Origin of the sequence: Staphylococcus sp. EG-SA-18, from assembly GCF_017151825.1 — a bacterium.
In the GTDB taxonomy this organism is placed as follows: domain Bacteria; phylum Bacillota; class Bacilli; order Staphylococcales; family Staphylococcaceae; genus Staphylococcus; species Staphylococcus aureus.
Window position 1 is genome coordinate 50743 of record NZ_JACYVY010000005.1, and the last position, 20966, is coordinate 71708.

A 20966-nucleotide genomic window follows, 5' to 3' on the forward strand; every position below is an offset into this window, starting at 1 on the left:
TCCTATATTAAATGACCCATTTTTATTTTTTTCGTTTCCATATAATCATGATTATGTACCGTTTCTGGTACGATAACTTCAATTCTTTCTGCAATATCAATGCCATATTGTTTTAATCCCTCAAATTTACTTGGATTATTACTTAATAAATTGATATGTTCGATGTTAAAATATTTTAAAATCTGTGCAGCAATATGATAATCTCGCAAATCTTCATCAAAACCTAATGCTAAATTTGCAGTTACTGTATCATATCCTTGCTCAATTAATTCATATGCGCGTAATTTGTTTAACAATCCTATGCCACGACCTTCTTGAGGTAGATAAATAATCATGCCACCATGTTCATTGATATACTTCATAGACGATTCAAGTTGAGCACCACAATCACAACGTTGACTATGGAAAATATCGCCTGTAAGGCACGCAGAATGTAAGCGTACATTTTCATGTTGTCGAATTGCACCTTTTGTCAGTACAACTATCTCTTCATCTGTGTAAGTCGCTTTAAAACCATACATATCAAATGTTCCGAAATCTGTAGGCATTTTCACTTTTGCCTTAAATTCAATTTCTGGTTCTAATTTTTTACGATATTCAATTAAATCATCAATCGTAATCATCTTTAATTGATGTTTTTCTTTAAACTTTTGTAAATCTTGTCCTTTCGCCATCGTGCCGTCATCATTCATAATCTCACAAATGACACCAGCGGGCTTGGCACCAGTAAGTTTAGCTAAATCAACAGCCGCTTCTGTGTGTCCATTTCTAGCTAATACGCCTTTATCTTGTGCTACTAATGGAAATAAATGACCAGGACGATTAAAATCTTTAGCTTCACTACTAGGATCAATGAGCTTTTTGGCAGTCAATGTACGTTCATAAGCACTAATTCCTGTTGTTGTATCTACATGATCAATACTTACTGTAAATTGCGTACCAAAGATGTCGGAGTTATCATCAACCATTTGTACCAAATCCAAACGTTGTGCAATATCTTTAGACACTGGTGCGCATATTAATCCCCTTGCTTCTTTCGCCATAAAATTAATGGTATTATCGTTCATCCATTCAGTGACCGCTACTAAATCACCTTCATTTTCACGATTCTCATCATCTACTACAATAATTGTTTCTCCATTTTTTAAAGCCATTAAAGCACTGTCAATATTATCGAATTGCATGCTACCCCTCCTAAAAACCAAATGCTCTTAATTTATCTACAGATAATTGGTCTTTATCTTTATTTAAAATATTTTCAACATATTTAAACAAAACGTCTGTTTCTAAATGTACTTTATCTCCTAATTTTTTGGATGATAAAATCGTTGAACGCCTCGTTTCTGGAATAAGATGAATGTCAAAACTGTTATCATGCTTATCAAATACCGTTAGACTTACACCATCCACAGTAATAGACCCTTGCTTAACTAACTGATTATTAATATGTTGGCTACATTGAATCGTAATAATTTTGGCATTGGCTGTTTCATTTATTTTTGAAACTGTTCCTAGTTCATCTACATGACCGAGGACAAAATGTCCACCAAACCTACCGTTACCACTCATGGCACGCTCTAAATTTACTTCTGATTGTCGCTTAACATCTGCTAAATAGGTTTTATTTTCAGTGCCTTTAATTACTTGAACAGTAAAAGATGTCTGATCAAAATCAATCACTGTTAAACATGCACCATTAACACTGATGGAATCACCAATATGCATATCTGCCGTAATCTTATGTGCTTCGATTTCAATCGTCCTGACTGATTGACGAATTTGAACACTTTTAACGACACCTATTTCTTCAACGATGCCAGTAAACATGCATCATCACTTCTTTCGTAAAGTTAATTTAACATTTTGATTTAATAACTCGGAATGAACAATTTCAAATTGGTTCGCATCTGGTATCTCAATCACATCATTTGTTTGATAAAATTGATAATTTCCAGATCCGCCAATTAATTTCGGGGCATAATAGAGAATAAATTCATCTATATAATTAGATTGGAGAAATTCTGAAGTAGTGGTTGGACCTGCCTCGACTAGCAAAGTTCCAACTCCTCTTTTATATAAATTGTGAAGAATTGTTGTTAAATCGCAAGACTTCAAGTAAATAATTTCAATATGTGTTTGATTGGTTGTTAAATTTGGATTTTCAGTATATATCCAAATTGGTGTTGATTCATCTTGATAAATTTGCTGATTAAAATGAATATTCCCAGACTTAGACAATATTACTTTTATAGGGTTTTTTCCATCTTGAATACGTGTAGTATATTGTGGATCATCTAATTCAACTGTACGTCTTCCAGTTAACACTGCGTCGTGTCGATGTCTTAACTTATAGACATCTTGTTTAACCTCTTTGTTAGTAATCCATTGACTTTGTCCATTATCATTCGCTTGTTTACCATCTAAACTTGCAGATACTTTCACTGTAATTTGTGGCAGTTGCTTTGCTTTTGCTTTAAAAAAGTCTTGGTATAATTGTGATGCCCGTTCATCATCAACGCATTCAACCTCAATACCGTGAGCCCGTAACGTCTCATCACCATGTGTGTCTAACGAATTGTCTTTTGTTGCGTAAACTACTTTAGTTATCTTACAATCAATAATTTTGTTAACACAGGGTGGTGTTGAACCAAAATGACTACATGGCTCTAACGTAATATAAATCGTCGCACCTTCAGCATTTTGTTGTGCCATATCAAGTGCTTGAACCTCCGCATGCTTGTCACCTTTTCTCAAGTGTGCACCAATACCAACAATCCTACCTTCTTTAACTACAACAGCGCCAACGGGTGGATTAACACCTGTTTGACCTTGTACCATATTTGCAAGTTGAATCGCATAATCCATAAATTGACTCAAATGATCACCTCTATAAACAAAAATCCTCACATCATGAATTAAGATGCAAGGAGAAAAATTTATCGTTAAATAAGCCTATTTGTACACATTTTTACAAATACGCTACATTATCTTTGTCGATAATTAACATTCTTTCTCCCATCCAGACTTTAACTGTCGGCTCTAGAATCTCACTAGATCAGCCACTAATATGAAACATATTAGCAGGTCGCAGGCTTTATTTACTGCCGGTTGGGAATTTCACCCTGCCCCGAAAGAATTATATATGAAATTGTTATAGATTATTTGAGTACGTAGTATGTCAACTACATTTAAAATGATACTATATGTTTTCTGAAAAAACAATTAATGACGGTTTTAATTTAATATAATCTGAGTACTATAGGCATCTCATTGATATGATTCTTACTAACAGACATTAAAATCAAACCTTCAATTCGTCTCTATAGAGCGTTCTCTTTATTATCTTCTAGTTACAAATTATTGATTGTCACTGCGCTGTTGTTGCTCATTCGATTCTAAAGCATCATATAATTGAGATACTTTATGCGCAACTTGTTCTACAATCATTTTCACACCATTTCGTAGTTTATTAACACCGTTTGTCATTTGACCTATCGCAATCATATTTGTTAATGTTCCAAACCTTGGACTAATAACTTGATTGGTTTCCGGAATGATTTGTATGCCTCCCATTGGGTGTGCTTGTACAATTTGTCTATTTTCAAGATTTTTAATTAATTGATCATCTTGATCCAATTCATTTAAATGACTTTTTGCACCTGTCGCGTTAATGACAACATTATATATGTCTACTGATTCTTGGTTTTTGTATGAAAAATAATACAACTTGCCATCATGTTTCACATCTTCTAAATCTTTTTTCAAAATTAAAGACTTATTTTCTATTAATTCAATAATTAGTTCAGCAGTTCTTGGAGGCATTGGATTTGAATTTAATTGAATCATCTTTGAGTATTTTTGATTAAATTGATGTTGGTCTTCAATACTTAAGCTATTCCATATCCAATTTAAATTCTCTTTCAAATGTTCAATCATACTTTGGAAAATGCCCATTTCTGTTGGACGCGCTAAATCATACTTCAAATCTGCAATATGATTTCCTGTACGTCTATATACTAATTTTTTAAAATCAATGTCATATTCAGCACATTCTTTTAAAAATAAAGAAACTAAAGTATCAAGCGGTGCATTGCCGAAATGATGTTTTTTAATGTCATTTAATTTGTCTTTAGTTAAGTACTTGAATGTCACGTCTATCATTGTACCTCTTACACTTGGTAAATGAGCAGAACGACTCGTCATAGTAATTGGTAATTTCGGATGATGAGCAGCAACATAACGGACAACATCTAAACTGGCAAGGCCTGTACCAATAATCGCAATATCGTCCAGTTCATTTACTTCGTCTAACGTATTATATGTTGGATAAGGCGTAGCGATATATCCTTTTTTACCCTTTAAGTTATATGGATCATGGTAGGCAAATGTACCACATGTTAAAAATACATAATCGTACGCTTGCCATGATTGTTCTGAATTTGTAGTACATATGTAATAAGTTAAATTCGTTTCATCGATATTAGAATTTGTATAAATCTCTTGAACTTTATTATAATTAGTTGATATATTTGGATATTTTTTCGTGAACATAGATAAATAAGATTTCATATAATGTCCGAATACAAATCTCGGTAAATATGCAGGTTCATCAAAATTAAAATCAGTTTGTTGTTTATACCACTTCCAAAATTCAGTCTCATCATCTAAATTTAAACTCATCTTTTTCGAAGGCATATTAATTAGCAGCTCAGAACTATCATTTTGAAATGGTACGCCCTGTCCCATATTTACTTTATCATCGTATAAATCTATATCTAATTGATTAAACTTCGGGTGCTTAACTAACTCTCTCAATACACTTACACCAGCAGTTCCCATGCCTATTATTGCTACACGCATATATCATCCATCCTTTTGTAATTCAAAATATTATATTTAAACTATTACCTATAATTATAGCAATTTGGTATTTTTAATAAAATTTATTAAGGCAAGCTATTATTTCACTTTCACAACCATTAAACCATTTAAAACTTTTCATTTAATATCAACCTTAGTGTTTGTGTTAAAATATTTTTAACGAGGTGAATTAAATTGAAATTTATAGCAAAGATATTAATCTCATTAGTAATTCTATTTATGATTTTTAGTCGTAAAAACAAAGCTTCTTAATCAATACCCTTGATTACAAAATAAATTCAACTAAGGTGATTGGCCATACACTCAAGATATGGCTAATCACCTTTTTCAATGCAAAACAAAGAGTATATTTTGCAAAATCAATATCTATAATTTATCTTTAATACCCTTTTAATACTAAAACCAAATTTAAATTACATAGTCATATCGTGTAATATACCAAAGGAACATAGACATTCATCTATATAGATGATAATCTATTTAACGTCTAGGAGGTATGTTATGACGTATAAAGAACTAGCAACATTTTTAAAAGTTTTATCAGATTCAAGCAGATTAGAAATACTAGATTTACTTTCTTGTGGAGAGTTATGCGCTTGTGATTTGTTAGCACATTTTCAATTCTCTCAACCTACACTTAGCTATCATATGAAAGCATTAGTAAAAACCAACTTAGTTACGACACGAAAAATCGGAAATAAACATTTATACCAGCTTAATCATAATATTTTTGAGTCCGTAATTAATAACTTGTCAAAGGTTCATACCTCTAACCAACGATGTATTTGTCATAACCTTAAGACTGGTGAATGCTAATGATGACAACTTTAGCGACACTCATTTTTCTAGTAACTTTATTATTTGTATTATGGCAACCTAAAGGCCTAGATATTGGCATTACCGCATTAACTGGTGCCTTTATTGCTGTTATTACTGGTGTTGTAAGTTTTTCCGATGTTTTCGAAGTAACAGGTATTGTTTGGAATGCTACTTTGACTTTTGTCTCAGTCATTCTTATTTCATTAATATTAGATAAAGTTGGATTATTCGAATGGTCAGCTATTCACATGCTTCATGCTTCAAAAGGCAATGGTTTAAAAATGTTCGTTTATATCATATTATTGGGTGCCATTGTTGCTGCATTTTTCGCAAATGATGGCGCAGCGTTAATCTTAACGCCTATTGTATTAGCGATGGTTAAAAATATAGGTTTTAGTAAGCGGGCCATATTCCCTTTTATTATTGCGAGTGGTTTTATAGCTGACACAACTTCTTTACCTTTGATCGTGAGCAATCTAGTGAATATTATATCTGCTGATTATTTTCATATAGGATTCATTCGATATTTTAGTAGAATGATTATACCTAATTTATTCTCACTTTTAGCAAGTATTATAGTATTGTGGTTATATTTTAGAAAGGCGATACCTAAAACGTTTGATGATAATAATATAAAGCATCCTAAAGATGCCATTAATGATTTAAAGCTATTTAAAATTTCATGGATTGTGCTAGTTATATTACTTTTCGGCTATCTTATCAGTGAATTTACTAAAATTCCGGTATCAATTTTCACTGGAATCATTGCTTTTATTTTTCTAATGTTGGCTCGTAAATCAAATGCTTTAAATATTAAGCAAGTCATTAAGGGCGCACCTTGGAATATAGTATTATTTTCAATTGGTATGTATATCGTCGTATTCGGCTTAAGAAATGCTGGCATTACTTTAATATTGGCTAAAATATTAGAATATATTTCCAATTACGGTCTATTTAGCACTATTTTGGGAATGGGCTTCATTTCAGCGTTTTTATCATCAATAATGAATAATATGCCTACAGTTTTAATAGATGCGATTGCTATTGGTCAATCAAATGTCCATGGCATGTTAAAAGAAGGCCTAATTTATGCGAATGTTATCGGTTCTGATTTAGGTCCAAAAATTACACCGATAGGCTCTCTAGCTACATTACTGTGGTTACACGTCTTAACACAAAAAGATGTTAAGATTTCTTGGGGCACATACTTTAAAACCGGTATCATCATTACAATTCCAGTACTATTTATAACCCTCATAGGGTTGTATCTAACACTTATCATATTTTAATTAATAAAAAGACGCTTTCTATTTATTGCGATAGAAAGCGTCTTTTTATACTTGAGCAAGTTATATCATAACTTAACTCTATCAAATTACTTATTCAAATGTTTACTGTCATCTTTATACACAAAGTATTTGAAGTATTTTCCTTCAGTCTTCATGTTCTTATAAAAGTCAGCGATAATTGTTGCATTACTTTCTGCCCACTTAATATCAGTAGCATATTGATGTTCTCCTGGATTTTTTGGATTCCATCTCATACTATACAATGTATTTTGATCTGTGCTTGATAAGAAGTGCTTATGAATGAAATCAGCACCGCCTGAAATAGCTTTTTCAGGTGTATCCCAACCATGCTTTTTAGCATATTCTGCACCTGTTTTAATTGGGTCTTTATCAAGGGCTCCTACTCCATAGAAATTGTAGTATTTTTTGCCATCAATTTCGACTCCATTAGCTAATTCACTTTTAACTGCGCCAGTTTCTAATAATGCATGTGAAATTAAATAAACTTCGTTAACGTGCTTATCTTTAGCAGCTTTTAAGAAATCATCCGTATGTTTCAATAACGTTGGTCTATCTACTAACATACGTTTAATTCTATTTTTATCAATCCCTTGATACTTTGATAAATCTAAAAATTGATATTTTTGCTTTTCATTATCGATAAAAGTACCGCTATCCATTGCACTTTTAATTTCAGTTGCAGATGCATCTCTCCATGCATCATTCTTTTTATTTGATACCTGTTGACTCGTATAATTATTTATTTGTTTCTTTGCTGCATCGTTTAATGTAACATTTAACTTTTCAATCTTAATGTCGGATTTAACATGTTTGAAAAATATCTGATCGGATATCATTGAGAAAAATAAAAATGAGACAACAGCAAATATGACAACAAGTCCTATTATTCCAAAAATAGAACCTTTCTTGTGTTTATTCATATCCACACCTCTTAGGTCATTGTTGTTATACATTCAGTTTGATTACGATAATAAAGTTTAACATTATTAAAACCGTTTAACAATTTTATCTATGCATTGTTACATATTCATAAATAAACAGTAATGTAAATGAAACGTTTTAAACCATTTATCAACATTACTTTACGTTGATTTACGAATCATAAATGTTTTTTCTTTTTGTATAACCTTTGAAAACCTTTATATCAATAATCTTATTATTCACGTATTAAAAAACAAAAAATTCTCTTGTTCGTTTACTTAGTTTCTTTTTTATAATCCATCATAATAAAACTTGCTGCATTTGATCTATTTTTATAATAGTACTGATTTAAATCAATCGTACCTTCAATTTGACCATCACGATACATCATTTCATTAGTGAAGTTATTTATCATCACGAAATCAGCGCGATCTCTTATAACATCTAAATCGTCGTTTCGTGCAAAAAAATGTTCTAAATTTAAATGTGCGTAATCCATTGTTACCTCCCGATTACAAATTTTGTTCTATCTACTATTTAGCAGAGTAATAATACATCATATCACATTAAATTAATTACTTATGTCTTATATTTAACACTTAATTTAGCGATTACGCAAATGAATGATTTTTCTAAATATTTTATTCTAACTTTATCCGGAAATATTTGTTATACGTATAACTTGGAGAATGACTACTTGAAATTTAATGACGTATACAACAAACACCACAAAATCATACACCATCTTTTAAAAAAATATAATATTAGCTATAATTATGATGAGTATTATCAACTACTCTTGATAAAAATGTGGCAATTGAGTCAGATATATAAACCCTCAAGCAAGCAATCTTTATCCTCTTTTTTATTCACTCGATTAAATTTTTACCTTATCGATTTATTCAGACAACAAAATCAATTAAAAGATGTCATTTTATGTGAGAATAATTCACCAACATTAACTGAACAACCAACATACTTTAATGAACATGACCTTCGTTTACAAGATATCTTCAAGCTTTTAAATCAAAGAGAAAGACTATGGCTCAAACTATACCTTGAAGGATACAAGCAATTTGAAATTGCTGAAATCATGTCATTATCGCTTTCAACGATTAAATTAATTAAGATGTCCGTTAAGCGTAAATGCCAACATAATTTTAATTAGTTTATTGTGAAATTTCGGTCGATGTGTTAATGATGTTGAAACACCCTAACATCTTCATATAAATTTATTTTAACCATTAAATTAACAACTTATTATACGAGGAGTACTATATTTGCAAGACAATTCTACTAAATATCTACTTTATATCCAAACTGCTACTTCAAACCATCTCGAAACAAATTGTGTCTTTTTACATTGCGATTACATTCTTAAAGTTCCAATTAACAAACTCGTTTCATATTATGCGAAATTGCATTTATCATCACAAAGTGTGCTAATTGAGACTGCAAAAAACATACTAAATATTAATAAACTGGTTCCTATTTACATCAACCCAAAAACTATACTTTTTCCGTTAAAACATAAACGTGCACCGATACAAATTTATATCAATGCACATTATATTGTTGGTATGACTGCCATAGAGAATTCAACATTAATACATTTTCAAGAAGGCATTCAGCTAGAAGTTGATGAGCCATTTTCTCTAGTTTCAAAAAAATGTCATGAAAGTTTAGCTTTGAAGCACTTCATTGAAAATACTATTTCGAATTAAATTTAATTTCTAAAAGTTTCTTAGTAAAGTATGATGTCACAATTTTTATAAAATATATGCTAACAATCATTAATAAAATCGCTCCAATAATTGTTAAAATAACAACAGTTGTTGATAAATCTACCTTAGGACTAACGAAAAATTGTACGCCAGATAGACTTGTAATTAGCCCAAATAAAAACAAGCCTAATAAAGCAACATAAGCAAACATCATCACTACTAATGTAACAAACATACTATAACTTTTTGTTTCTTTATTTCGAAATACATTTTGTCTTAAGTAAGCATTAGCAAAGGTAACAGGCTTATTTAAGTTAACGCTGTCATCATCAGATATAGAAGACAATCGTTGATCTAATGCTTGTTTCTCCTTCTTGTTCAAAAACCATAATTGCTTTTTAACTTTTTTATCAAATGATGCTTTATTCATAATTAAGGATTTCTCTCCTTTATAATATTGACGTAATTTTAAACATTAGCGTCAATTGAAAGTGTATTTTATATATTTTACAGAAATATATGTATCAAATCTACAAAAATCCATATTACAATTTCATTTATGGTGATTTGACGCTAAAATACAGTCTGCTAATTTTCCAAACTAATGCTTTTTAGGTAGGTACAATGATAAATTTTAATCGTATATATGTTTCATATATAATGAATCTATCCTTAAACATATTGCATTCAAAATAATTTTAAAAAATGAAAAGAAAGGATTTAGCATGCAAAAATTCAAAGACTTTTTTTACGATGATTTATCGGTTACACGAGGAAATTATTTTTTAACTTTAATGGCAGCATTTTTTATTACTATCATTTTATTTATCGGCATAGTTGTCAGTGAAGTACATTTACTTTATAGCATGCTAATTGTATTAGTAGGTTTAATTCTATTGAGGCTATTCAAAATCAATTTATTCTCTTTTAAAAAATTAACATTGTCTCAAGTTATTTATATTATAGGCGGTGCACTATTAATTTATGGGTTAGATAATCTTTATTTATATTTTCATGACGTACCGGCAAATGAACAACAATTAGAGCAAGAAATACGAAATACACCATTCTATATTTCTATTTTCACTGTTACCATCATCCCCGCTATTGTGGAAGAAATTGTTTTTCGCGGTATGATAATAAGGGTTATCTTCAGAAAACACTTGTTTTTAGGGTTAATTGTGTCTAGTTTAGTTTTTGCATCATTACACGAATCTGACACTTGGATTGGTTATTTACCTTACTTATATTCTGGTTTGATTTTTGGTATAATTTATATAAAAACAAAACGATTAGAAGTGGTAATATTCATGCACTTCTTAAATAACTTGTTAGCTCTGCTCTTTATAATATGGGGATAATTTTGAGATAACCTTTCATATTATTTTCAAATTATCTATCTGATATTTATTTTATTGAACTTGAGTCACCACTTAAACTCAAAAATACGTGTCATCAAGTGCAAAATAATTTAGAACTAATACAAACATAAAAACTTTTGCTTTACGCTTAAAATCAAAAGTCACATACCTAGATATAAGTACAACTTGTATATTTTGTACTCTAATAGGTATGTGGCTTAAATAATATTTAATTCTTAAGTTGCATATAGTAATTGTTTTTATTCATTTTCTAAAATATGCGAGACTAATTTCCTTTTCTACTCCTGTTGAATCAATTTAGACTTTTTTATAACTCGAGCTTTTACTTAGCTGAATTTTGACTTCTTCTTCATTAATAACTATTATGGAAAAACCCCCATAAGCACAATGCCTATAAGTGTTTAAATATATTTATATATTATAGAATAGAAAGACCTGAAGATTGAATATCTTTCGCAAAGCCTTTAACTGTATCTACTGATAATTCGTTAATATCGCGACCTAAGTTTGTATTCACTTTTTTCACAACATCTGCAGGGCATGTAATAATATCTGCACCAATTTCATCAGCTTGAATCACATTGAATAATTCGCGGCAACTTGCCCATAATAATTTAACGCCGTCTTTACTATGCGTAACTTTTACAGCCTCTTTCATTAATGGTAATGGATCTACGCCTGTATCTGCAATACGTCCTGCAAATACTGAAACATATGTTGGCACACCTTCAGTTACTGCTTCAGTTATTTCTTTAACTTGTTCAATTGTGTAAACAGCCGTAACGTTTAATCTCACATTGTCAGCTGAAAGCTTTTTAATTAAAGGAATCGTTGATTCACCTTTTGTATTTACAATAGGAATTTTAACAAATACATTTTCGCCATATTGTTTTAGAATTGCTGCTTCTTTTTCCATAGTTTCTAAATCGTCTGCAAATACTTCAAATGAAATTGAAGCATCTGGAATTTCTTTCACAGCTTCTTCAGCAAAAGCTTTGTAATCTGTTACGCCCGCTTTCGCCATTAAACTAGGATTTGTTGTAAAACCATCCACTTGTTTGTTTTTATAAGCTGCTTTCATTTCTTCAATATCTGCACCGTCCGCAAATACTTCTACATTTAGTTTAGCCATATAATATTGCCTCCTTGATTCTTATTAAAATTTTAACAACATCTGCATGTCTTTTTCTTACAACCATTTGTAAAAAATGATTTTTATTTCTTTGTTATATAAAACATTTATATCACGCTTTTATAATATATAGCTAATTTTTTGCCTATATTTTTAAAAAATGACTTTAGTAAACATTGTGTCTACAAGTTAATAAAACTATTGTTTTATGATTGTTTATGATACGATATGTAAATGATAACCATCCAGGAGGTCTAGCATGTCTCGTTCAAAAAAATACTTTTACTTATCTAGCTTAATGATTATTTTAAGCTTTTTCTTTAATACAAATAACGTTTTCCTAAGTGGACTTTTTAATTCTTTTATTAAATTAATACTTTTCTGCAGTGTTATTAACTCAATTGTACTAATTTTGTCTATAATTTTTGCAGATCGTTCAATTAAATCACTAAAGCCTGATGCAGATTGGATTAGAATTGCGAGTAAAAGTTTGCCTTGGATTATTCTAATTGTTATTTTAGTACATATCTTTTCAATTGTTCGTACATTCGGTTTTATTTAAAAAAGATAAAATGTCAATGTAGCCTTAATACAAAACAATACAATGTATCATGCTATAATGAGTAAAACAATTTGATGACGTTGTTGCGTATAAAAAATATTAGATTTTCGAAATCATAACTATACATCTAATCGCTATAGTTATACAACAAGATATAACATATAATGAGGTTTGATAATGCATCGACAATTTTTGTCGTCGCGTTGCCAAAACCTCTTTTTTAAATTCAAACTACTTCTTTTCGAGGTGAACCAAATGCAATATGTATATATTTTTATCGGTGGTGCTTTAGGCGCTTTATTACGTTACCTCATTTCTTTTCTGAATACTGACGGAGGTTTTCCAATCGGAACACTGATAGCCAATTTGACTGGTGCCTTTGTAATGGGATTGCTAACAGCCTTAACAATTGCATTTTTTTCAAACCATCCGACGCTAAAAAAAGCTATTACGACTGGTTTTCTTGGTGCTTTAACGACTTTTTCAACATTTCAATTAGAATTAATACATATGTTTGATCATCAACAATTTATAACTTTACTACTATATGCTGTAACAAGTTATGTCTTTGGTATTTTGTTATGTTACGTCGGTATAAAACTAGGTGGTGGTTTATCATGATATCAATCATTTTAGTCATGATTGGCGGCGGTTTCGGTGCAATTACTAGAAGTGCCATTACTGATTATTTTAATCATAAATTTACTTCAAAGTTACCTATCGCAACATTGATAGTAAATCTAGTTGGTAGTTTTTTAATTGGATTAAATATAGGCTTATCAATTTCAATCTCATGGTTCCCTGCGTTCTTTGTTACCGGTTTTTTAGGTGGCTTAACAACTTTCTCAACGTTAGCCAAGGAACTTACACTAATGATGACGCCAAAATTTAATATTAACCTTTTTCTCAATTATTCACTTTTACAATTCATCATTGGATTTATAGCTTGTTATATTGGCTATCATATTTAAAAATAAAATGCTTCATTCAGCAAATAGGTAAATTACGACACCTTCCTGAACGAAGCATTTTTTAATTTTCATGCAAATTTTTTAGCACCATAAAATGCCTACCAAATTTCAATAATCTTTGTTACCGTTTAAATAATGTGAATGTCAATAAATTCTCCAAACTAGTCGAAAATAAAGGGAGTGGGACAGAAATGATATTTTCTCAAAATTTATTTCGTCGTCCCACCCCGGCAAGGTTGACTAGAATTGAAAAAAGCTTGTTACAAGCGCATTTTCGTTCAGTCAACTACTGCCAATATAACTTCGTAGAGCATAGAACATTGATTTATGTCCCAGCCTGTGACAATCCATCTAACCTTTTCATCAGTTGAGTGATTTTAATCTATCCTTCAAAAGTTTTTGGATCAGGTCCAATTCTCTTATCTTGATTTAAACCATCAATTCGCGTCATTTGTTCATCTGATAATTCGAAATCAAATATTTGGAAGTTTTCAGAGATTCTGTTTGGTGTTACCGATTTAGGGATTGTAACCACACCATGCTGCACATTCCATCTTAAAACAACTTGGGCAGGTGACTTTCCTAATTCTTGAGCAATGTCTTTAATTGTCTCATCATTTAAAATTTGTGCATTCATCAATGGTGACCAAGATTCCATCACGATATGTTGTGCTGCCAAATATAATTTCAATTTATGTTGCGTTAAATATGGATGATATTCAACCTGATTAATTACAGGTTTAATTGACACTTGTGCCAACAAAGCTTCCAAATGTTCAGGTTCAAAATTGCTGACACCTATATTTTTAACTTTATTATTTTTATATAAATCTTCCATACCTTTCCATGTATCAACCATTACGGCTTCGTTCGTACCTGGCCAATGTACTAGATACAAATCTAAGTATTTTAAACCTAATCTAGATAAACTAGCTTCGTAAGCAGCTGCTACATTTTCACGACCGAAATCCTCAAAATATAATTTTGAAGTAATAAATAAGTCTTCTCTAGCAATACCAGTTGACTCCAATCCGGCACGAATGCCAGCACCTACTTGTTCTTCATTCCCATAAACTTTTGCGGTATCAATACTACGATATCCTTGTTCAATGGCATACTTAACACTTTCCATGCAATTTTCATCATTTTCCACACGAAATGTCCCTAAACCAATTTGTGGCATCGTGTTTCCATTATAAAATGTTTTAACCTCCATAAATATCGCCTCACCTTTTTGATGTATTATACCCTGTTATCATAACAAATCTGAGTTGAATACATGAGAAAAAACACTTAGAGCAATCAACCACTAAAATTCTAGTAATATCTCTCAAATATTAATCAAATTGTAAAAGTAATTCTGTTTAATTTATGACAAACTAAAAAAGCCGAAGTAACAACATATAGTCATCACTTCAGCCTAACATTTAATTGAATGATTCAATTTTATCCATCATTTGTTGTAAGTCTTCCACGTTGTATTGAATACGACCATGGAATACAAATTTGTTAAAGAACTCGTCTAATTGTTCAGCACCGACAAGCACTTTGACAGCACTATTTTGATTATAATTTGAAATCGTTACATCGCCTTCATTTTTAGGATTAAAGTATAAAATTGAAGTTGGCGTATATTTGGCACCTAATTCTTTTTGTAAGTCTTCAGCCAATTGTTTAATCGCCTCAATTTGATCTGAATAATTTACAAAAGATAATGAACGTTTGTCATCATTTTGATCCATCACAATAGTTTGTGGTCTAGATTTATCTAAATCCAATGTATCAAATACTTGTTCCATTGGTGGTAAATCTTTAAATTGACCGCCACTAATACCATTATAAACATGACCTTTTAACAATTGAGAATCAATAATATAAAGACCAGTTCTTGTTAATACTAAATGACTAATTCGTTCAATATTATTAAAGCCATCCTTTGGTAAAAAGATATTTGCCATAATGTGCATATCTTCTGGTCGAATTCGTTTTTCTTTAACTAATCTTTCACGAATACCAATTAATCTCATGTCCGTTACATATTCACTATGATTTTTCGAGAACAATTTTAATGCGTCAATCTCACGATCTTTTGTACTAACCATGTGATTATAATCTTCTTGTTGTTTTGTAATTGTCTTTTTATTTTGAATACGCTCTTTCTCTAAAGCTTCTTCATGAGACTTTTTAATGTTTTGTTCTTGTTGTTCATACTTTTCTTCTGTTTGTCGCTTAACTTTTTTCTTACTACCTAAGGTAACTAAGAAAAGGACAAAAAAGATTAATGCAATGACTACTGCAATAATGAGTCCAATGACTATCGGTGAAGATAAATCCATCACAACAACGCTCCTTTTTAATATATGAATAACTTTAATTATAATAGAAAAGCTAAAGATTTTCGATACATATTATCATTTATATACCGAAAATCTTTTATTTAGCTATATTCAATTCATCTTATTATTTTACTGCGTCTTTTAATTCTTCCACTTTGTCTAATTTTTCCCATGGGAATAAGACATCTGTACGTCCAAAATGACCATAAGCAGCAGTTTGTTTGTAAATCGGTTGTTTCAAATCAAGCATTTTAATAATACCTGCAGGTCTTAGGTCAAAGTGTTTTCTAACTGCTTCGACAAGTTGCCCTTCAGAAACTTTACCTGTTCCAAATGTATCAATTGCAATTGACACTGGTTCTGCAACACCAATCGCATATGCCAATTGTACTTCACATTGATCTGCTAAACCTGCTGCAACAATATTTTTAGCCACATAACGTGCAGCGTATGCAGCTGAACGGTCTACTTTTGTAGGATCCTTACCACTGAAGCATCCGCCACCATGACGTGCATAGCCACCGTACGTATCAACAATGATTTTACGTCCTGTTAATCCTGCATCACCTTGAGGTCCACCGATTACAAAGCGTCCTGTAGGATTGATGTAGAATTTAGTTTGTTCATTAATCAAGTTTTCTGGAACAGTTGGATAAATGACATGTGCTTTAATGTCTTCTTGAATTTGTTCAAGTGTCACATCCTCAGCATGTTGTGTTGATACGACAATCGTATCAATACGTACTGGGTTATCATTTTCATCATATTCAACAGTGACCTGAACTTTACCGTCTGGTCGTAAATAATTTAACGTACCATCTTTACGCACATCTGATAAACGTTTTGCCAATTGATGTGATAAATAAATTGCTAGAGGCATATACGTCTCTGTTTCATTCGTTGCGTAACCAAACATTAAACCTTGGTCACCTGCACCTGTTGCTTCAATTTCTTCTTCGCTATCTTTATCACGATACTCTAATGCTTTATCCACGCCTTGTGCAATGTCAGGTGATTGTTCATCAATCGCAGTTAAAATTGCCATTGTTTCATAATCATAACCATATTTTGCTCTTGTGTATCCAATTTCTTTAATTGTTTCTCTAACAACTTTCGGAATATCAACATATGTTGTTGTAGAAATTTCGCCGGCGATCAATGCCATACCTGTTGTAACAGTTGTTTCACAAGCTACACGTGCATTTGGGTCGTCTTTTAAAATAGCATCTAATATTGCATCTGACACTTGGTCAGCGATTTTATCTGGGTGTCCTTCTGTAACAGACTCTGAAGTAAATAATCGTTTGTTATTTAACATAGTTTGCTCCTTTAAATTTATATTACGAAAATTCTCTCTCTGTGAGCTAAATAAAAAAGACCTTCTAACTATTAATATAGAGAGAAGGCCTAATACGTCCATTCGCTCTTATCGTTCAGACCTATTTGTCTGCAAACGGTTTGGCACCTTTCTTTTATAAAAAAAGAGGTTGCTGGGTTTCATTGGGTCCATGTCCCTCCACCACTCAGGATAAGAGAATCCGTTAAAAATAATAGTACCTAATTAATGAATTAATGTCAATTTTTCACAAATAAATTTACAGTAAAATATTGTAGATTAATTATGTTAATGTGTTATACTAATTAAATGTAAAGGCTTACATTTAAATTATCGCTTTGGAGGGATTTAGGATGTCAGTAGACACATACACTGAAACAACTAAAATTGACAAATTACTGAAAAAACCAACGTCACATTTTCAACTTTCGACGACACAACTTTATAATAAAATCTTAGACAATAACGAAGGGGTATTAACAGAACTTGGTGCTGTTAATGCAAGTACTGGAAAATATACTGGTCGTTCGCCTAAAGACAAATTTTTTGTCTCTGAACCTTCATATAGAGATAACATTGATTGGGGAGAAATTAATCAACCTATCGATGAAGAAACTTTCTTGAAGTTATACCATAAAGTACTAGACTATTTAGATAAAAAAGATGAACTATACGTATTTAAAGGCTACGCTGGTAGCGATAAAGATACAATGTTAAAACTTACAGTCATCAATGAATTAGCATGGCATAATTTATTTGCTAAAAATATGTTTATTAGACCTGAATCAAAAGAAGAAGCTACAAAGATTAAACCTAACTTCACTATCGTTTCTGCCCCACATTTTAAAGCAGATCCAGAAGTTGATGGTACTAAATCTGAAACCTTTGTCATTATTTCATTTAAACACAAAGTCATTTTAATCGGCGGTACTGAATACGCTGGTGAAATGAAAAAAGGTATCTTCTCTGTAATGAATTATCTCTTACCGATGCAAGATATTATGAGCATGCATTGCTCAGCAAACGTTGGTGAAAAAGGCGATGTTGCATTATTCTTTGGTCTATCTGGCACTGGTAAAACAACCTTATCGGCTGATCCACACCGAAAACTAATCGGTGATGATGAACACGGCTGGAATAAAAACGGGGTCTTTAATATCGAAGGTGGCTGCTATGCAAAAGCAATTAATCTTTCCAAAGAAAAAGAACCACAGATTTTTGACGCAATCAAATATGGTGCGATTTTAGAGAACACTGTAGTTGCAGAAGATGGTTCAGTGGACTTTGAAGACAATCGTTATACAGAAAACACTCGTGCCGCTTATCCAATTAATCACATTGACAATATTGTAGTACCATCAAAAGCAGCACATCCAAATACAATTATTTTCTTAACTGCGGATGCATTTGGTGTTATTCCACCGATTTCAAAGTTAAATAAAGACCAAGCAATGTATCATTTCTTGAGTGGTTTCACTTCTAAATTAGCTGGTACAGAGCGTGGTGTGACAGAACCTGAACCATCATTCTCAACATGTTTCGGAGCACCGTTCTTCCCGTTACACCCTACTGTTTACGCTGATTTATTAGGTGAACTTATCGATTTACATGATGTTGATGTTTATCTTGTTAATACTGGATGGACTGGCGGAAAATATGGTGTAGGACGTAGAATCAGCTTACATTACACACGTCAAATGGTAAACCAAGCGATTTCTGGCAAATTGAAAAATGCAGAATATACAAAAGATAGTACGTTTGGTTTAAGCATTCCTGTAAAAATTGAAGATGTACCGAAAACAATTTTAAATCCAATTAATGCTTGGAGCGACAAAGAGAAATATAAAGCACAAGCAGAAGATTTAATTCAACGTTTTGAAAAGAACTTCGAAAAATTTGGTGAAAAAGTTGAACATATTGCTGAAAAAGGTAGCTTCAACAAATAAATTTGAATACTAATTAAAGAGCCAACCGTTGTTATAGTCTAACAATGGTTGGCTCCTCTTATTTTATGTGCTAAAAATTTATAGGCAATTTTATTACAACAATGCACATTTAAGGTGACCTTCATGCCAAACTCGCATCACTCATTTAATGGAAGCAGCACGTCTTCACATAAAGTACCGGTTCCTTACGCTATGCATGTTGCCCTACTTTGCATAAAGTACTTATCGTTAACTCAACGCAAGTTGTTCCTATTCACAAAAAGCACATACAGTTATCTGCATGGAGCACATTTTCATTGAAAGCGCATACCCCTCATTCAACGTATATCACACATCTTCAAAGCTTGATAGTTCCCATGCGCACACCACGTTTCATACTAGCTATGCAACTCAACTTGGTTCATAAACTCTTTAATATAAGTCAATGTTTCAACCATCGCTGGTGGTCTTGGCACATGTCCTTCTGCCATTTGATAAAATGTTTCATGCGTGGCACCTTTTAACTCTAGTTGGTCCGCTAAATAATACGCATGATGAATACCAACTTGCTGGTCTTTCCCTCCATGTACAATTAATATTGGCGGACTGTTTTCATTAATGTTTGGAATCGCTTGGCGTGCCTCATATGCCGCTCGATCTTTTTTCGGATGACCAATCATTCTTCGTAGCATGCCTCTTAAATCGACACGTTCTTCATACATTAAATCAATATCTGAGACACCACCCCAGATTGTATAACTTGTTACTGGTAAGTCTTGAAATGTCAACAATCCTTGTAAACCACCTCGCGAAAAACCAACCATGTGGATAAATGCATGTGGATATTTATCATGTAGCAACCTTAATAATTGCGTCACATCATTTAAATCGCCACGGTAAAATTCGTCTTTACCTTCACTCCCATTGTTACCTCGGTAGTATGGCCCAATCACTAAAGTTTGACTATCTGAAAATTGCATTAATCTACCTGCGCGCACACGTCCTACTTGACCTTTGCCACCTCGCAAATATACTACAATGCGATTTACTTCATGATGTGGTGTCATCATTAAAGCTTTTACTTGTAAGTCATCTGACAAATATGTAATTTCTTCGAATTGATGCGTAAAAGATTCAATTGGCATTCGTTTACGTTTGATAAAACCCAAGTGATTGCACCCTCTCTACGCATTTTAAAATGGTACTATCTTGCAGTAAGAAACTCCGTTGTGCGAGTTCAATATCATTGATACAGTTAAACAACACTGGCCCTGCTGTTTCTAAATAATCGTTCTTGCTTACCAATGATTCAACTTCGATAAAATATACATCTTTTACAAAATCAGTTTGATCATGTGTTTCAATGGTATATTGTGCTATGTAATGAATATTTTTAACTTTGGCGCCTGTTTCTTCATATAATTCACGGGTAACTGCTTCAGCACTACTTTCCCCGCGTTCCCTTTTACCACCAGGAAATTCAATACCCCGTAAATTATGTTTGGTAAAAAGCAATTGATTTTTAAACGTTGGAATAGCTAGCACATGATTGCCATCTGCTATCTCATTATCCTTTTTAAATGTCAAATTAACTTGACGATTATCTTTATCCCTAAACTTCACGCGCATCACATCCCTACATTGTATGTTAATATAATAGTTAATTA

The 20966-nt window shown here is 31.9% G+C and carries 22 protein-coding genes and 2 riboswitches; of the genes, 9 read left to right on the forward strand and 13 right to left on the reverse strand.

Annotation, left to right across the window (positions count from 1 at the left end; translation table 11 throughout):
* Positions 1-2: 2 nt before the first annotated feature.
* The 4 genes from ribB to IDG66_RS01950 all read right to left on the reverse strand — a co-directional run bounded on the left by ribB (position 3) and on the right by IDG66_RS01950 (position 4860).
* A complete protein-coding gene (gene ribB / locus IDG66_RS01935) occupies positions 3-1184 on the reverse strand; it encodes a 3,4-dihydroxy-2-butanone-4-phosphate synthase (RefSeq protein WP_001159035.1) in 1182 nt (393 codons plus the stop codon).
* Positions 1185-1194: 10 nt separating this feature from the next.
* Positions 1195-1827, reverse strand: coding sequence for a riboflavin synthase (locus IDG66_RS01940; protein ID WP_000493886.1), 633 nt, complete (start codon positions 1825-1827; stop codon positions 1195-1197).
* Between the two features lie 6 nt (positions 1828-1833).
* The gene (gene ribD, locus IDG66_RS01945) at positions 1834-2877 is read right to left on the reverse strand and encodes a bifunctional diaminohydroxyphosphoribosylaminopyrimidine deaminase/5-amino-6-(5-phosphoribosylamino)uracil reductase RibD (protein WP_000077351.1); all 1044 of its coding nucleotides are present in this window, start codon (positions 2875-2877) and stop codon (positions 1834-1836) included.
* Between the two features lie 126 nt (positions 2878-3003).
* Positions 3004-3139, reverse strand: a riboswitch (FMN riboswitch).
* Positions 3140-3357: 218 nt separating this feature from the next.
* A complete protein-coding gene (locus tag IDG66_RS01950; protein ID WP_001261671.1) occupies positions 3358-4860 on the reverse strand; it encodes an FAD/NAD(P)-binding protein in 1503 nt (500 codons plus the stop codon).
* Positions 4861-5382: 522 nt separating this feature from the next.
* Between IDG66_RS01950 and IDG66_RS01955 the strand changes: the two genes are divergently transcribed.
* Positions 5383-5697 (forward strand): ArsR/SmtB family transcription factor, encoded by a 315-nt coding sequence (locus IDG66_RS01955; protein WP_000221179.1) that lies wholly within the window; start codon positions 5383-5385, stop codon positions 5695-5697.
* Positions 5697-6989: an arsenite efflux transporter membrane subunit ArsB gene (arsB, locus tag IDG66_RS01960; protein ID WP_000989116.1), complete on the forward strand. Its 1293-nt coding sequence runs from the start codon at positions 5697-5699 to the stop codon at positions 6987-6989. Before IDG66_RS01955 ends, arsB begins: the two co-directional genes overlap by 1 nt.
* A gap of 86 nt (positions 6990-7075) precedes the next feature.
* On the opposite strand, the gene sagB is transcribed toward arsB, so the two are convergent.
* Together sagB and IDG66_RS01970 are read right to left on the reverse strand one after the other, a co-directional pair.
* Complete coding sequence (gene sagB / locus IDG66_RS01965; RefSeq protein ID WP_001032833.1) at positions 7076-7930, reverse strand: peptidoglycan release complex glucosaminidase SagB; 855 nt, start codon at positions 7928-7930, stop codon at positions 7076-7078.
* A 275-nt stretch (positions 7931-8205) separates the two neighbouring features.
* On the reverse strand, positions 8206-8430 hold the full coding sequence (locus IDG66_RS01970; RefSeq protein WP_000384171.1) for a hypothetical protein: 225 nt from the start codon (positions 8428-8430) through the stop codon (positions 8206-8208).
* Between the two features lie 198 nt (positions 8431-8628).
* Here IDG66_RS01970 and sigS point away from each other — a divergent pair, with 198 nt between their 5' ends.
* Together sigS and IDG66_RS01980 are read left to right on the forward strand one after the other, a co-directional pair.
* Positions 8629-9099, forward strand: a complete 471-nt coding sequence (gene sigS, locus IDG66_RS01975) for an RNA polymerase sigma factor SigS (protein WP_000671052.1) — start codon at positions 8629-8631, stop codon at positions 9097-9099.
* Between the two features lie 112 nt (positions 9100-9211).
* Complete coding sequence (locus IDG66_RS01980) at positions 9212-9655, forward strand: competence protein ComK (protein WP_001153742.1); 444 nt, start codon at positions 9212-9214, stop codon at positions 9653-9655.
* Here the strand turns inward: IDG66_RS01980 and IDG66_RS01985 are convergent.
* Positions 9642-10085, reverse strand: coding sequence for a hypothetical protein (locus tag IDG66_RS01985; protein ID WP_001030469.1), 444 nt, complete (start codon positions 10083-10085; stop codon positions 9642-9644). The two genes, IDG66_RS01980 and IDG66_RS01985, sit on opposite strands and share 14 nt — an antisense overlap.
* A gap of 295 nt (positions 10086-10380) precedes the next feature.
* Between IDG66_RS01985 and sdpA the strand changes: the two genes are divergently transcribed.
* Complete coding sequence (sdpA, locus tag IDG66_RS01990) at positions 10381-11016, forward strand: CPBP family intramembrane glutamic endopeptidase SdpA (RefSeq protein ID WP_001168907.1); 636 nt, start codon at positions 10381-10383, stop codon at positions 11014-11016.
* Positions 11017-11455: 439 nt separating this feature from the next.
* On the opposite strand, the gene IDG66_RS01995 is transcribed toward sdpA, so the two are convergent.
* A complete protein-coding gene (locus tag IDG66_RS01995) occupies positions 11456-12169 on the reverse strand; it encodes a transaldolase (protein ID WP_001096494.1) in 714 nt (237 codons plus the stop codon).
* A 259-nt stretch (positions 12170-12428) separates the two neighbouring features.
* On the opposite strand from IDG66_RS01995, the gene IDG66_RS02000 reads away from it, so the two are divergent.
* From IDG66_RS02000 to IDG66_RS02010, 3 genes are all read left to right on the forward strand, one after another.
* The gene (locus IDG66_RS02000; protein ID WP_000091445.1) at positions 12429-12731 is read left to right on the forward strand and encodes a hypothetical protein; all 303 of its coding nucleotides are present in this window, start codon (positions 12429-12431) and stop codon (positions 12729-12731) included.
* Positions 12732-12986: 255 nt separating this feature from the next.
* Complete coding sequence (crcB, locus tag IDG66_RS02005) at positions 12987-13352, forward strand: fluoride efflux transporter CrcB (RefSeq protein WP_001200542.1); 366 nt, start codon at positions 12987-12989, stop codon at positions 13350-13352.
* Positions 13349-13702 carry a fluoride efflux transporter FluC gene (locus IDG66_RS02010; RefSeq protein ID WP_000623476.1) on the forward strand — a complete coding sequence of 118 codons (354 nt, stop codon included), beginning with the start codon at positions 13349-13351 and terminating at the stop codon, positions 13700-13702. The genes crcB and IDG66_RS02010 overlap by 4 nt, the downstream gene beginning before the upstream one ends.
* Positions 13703-14084: 382 nt before the next feature.
* Here IDG66_RS02010 and IDG66_RS02015 read toward each other — a convergent pair whose 3' ends face one another.
* From IDG66_RS02015 to metK, 3 genes are all read right to left on the reverse strand, one after another.
* Entirely contained in the window at positions 14085-14918 is an 834-nt protein-coding gene (locus IDG66_RS02015; protein ID WP_000453314.1) for an aldo/keto reductase, read from the reverse strand.
* Between the two features lie 211 nt (positions 14919-15129).
* Positions 15130-16038, reverse strand: coding sequence for a nuclease-related domain-containing protein (locus tag IDG66_RS02020; protein ID WP_000366158.1), 909 nt, complete (start codon positions 16036-16038; stop codon positions 15130-15132).
* Between the two features lie 124 nt (positions 16039-16162).
* On the reverse strand, positions 16163-17356 hold the full coding sequence (gene metK, locus IDG66_RS02025) for a methionine adenosyltransferase (RefSeq protein ID WP_000933822.1): 1194 nt from the start codon (positions 17354-17356) through the stop codon (positions 16163-16165).
* A 105-nt stretch (positions 17357-17461) separates the two neighbouring features.
* Positions 17462-17573, reverse strand: a riboswitch (SAM riboswitch).
* A gap of 154 nt (positions 17574-17727) precedes the next feature.
* On the opposite strand from metK, the gene pckA reads away from it, so the two are divergent.
* A complete protein-coding gene (gene pckA / locus IDG66_RS02030; protein WP_000109910.1) occupies positions 17728-19320 on the forward strand; it encodes a phosphoenolpyruvate carboxykinase (ATP) in 1593 nt (530 codons plus the stop codon).
* Between the two features lie 377 nt (positions 19321-19697).
* Here the strand turns inward: pckA and IDG66_RS02035 are convergent, their stop codons facing one another.
* Both IDG66_RS02035 and ytkD read right to left on the reverse strand, forming a co-directional pair.
* Positions 19698-20444 (reverse strand): alpha/beta hydrolase family protein, encoded by a 747-nt coding sequence (locus IDG66_RS02035; protein ID WP_016169057.1) that lies wholly within the window; start codon positions 20442-20444, stop codon positions 19698-19700.
* A 4-nt stretch (positions 20445-20448) separates the two neighbouring features.
* Positions 20449-20922, reverse strand: coding sequence for an RNA deprotection pyrophosphohydrolase (gene ytkD, locus IDG66_RS02040; RefSeq protein ID WP_000672013.1), 474 nt, complete (start codon positions 20920-20922; stop codon positions 20449-20451).
* Positions 20923-20966: the final 44 nt, after the last annotated feature.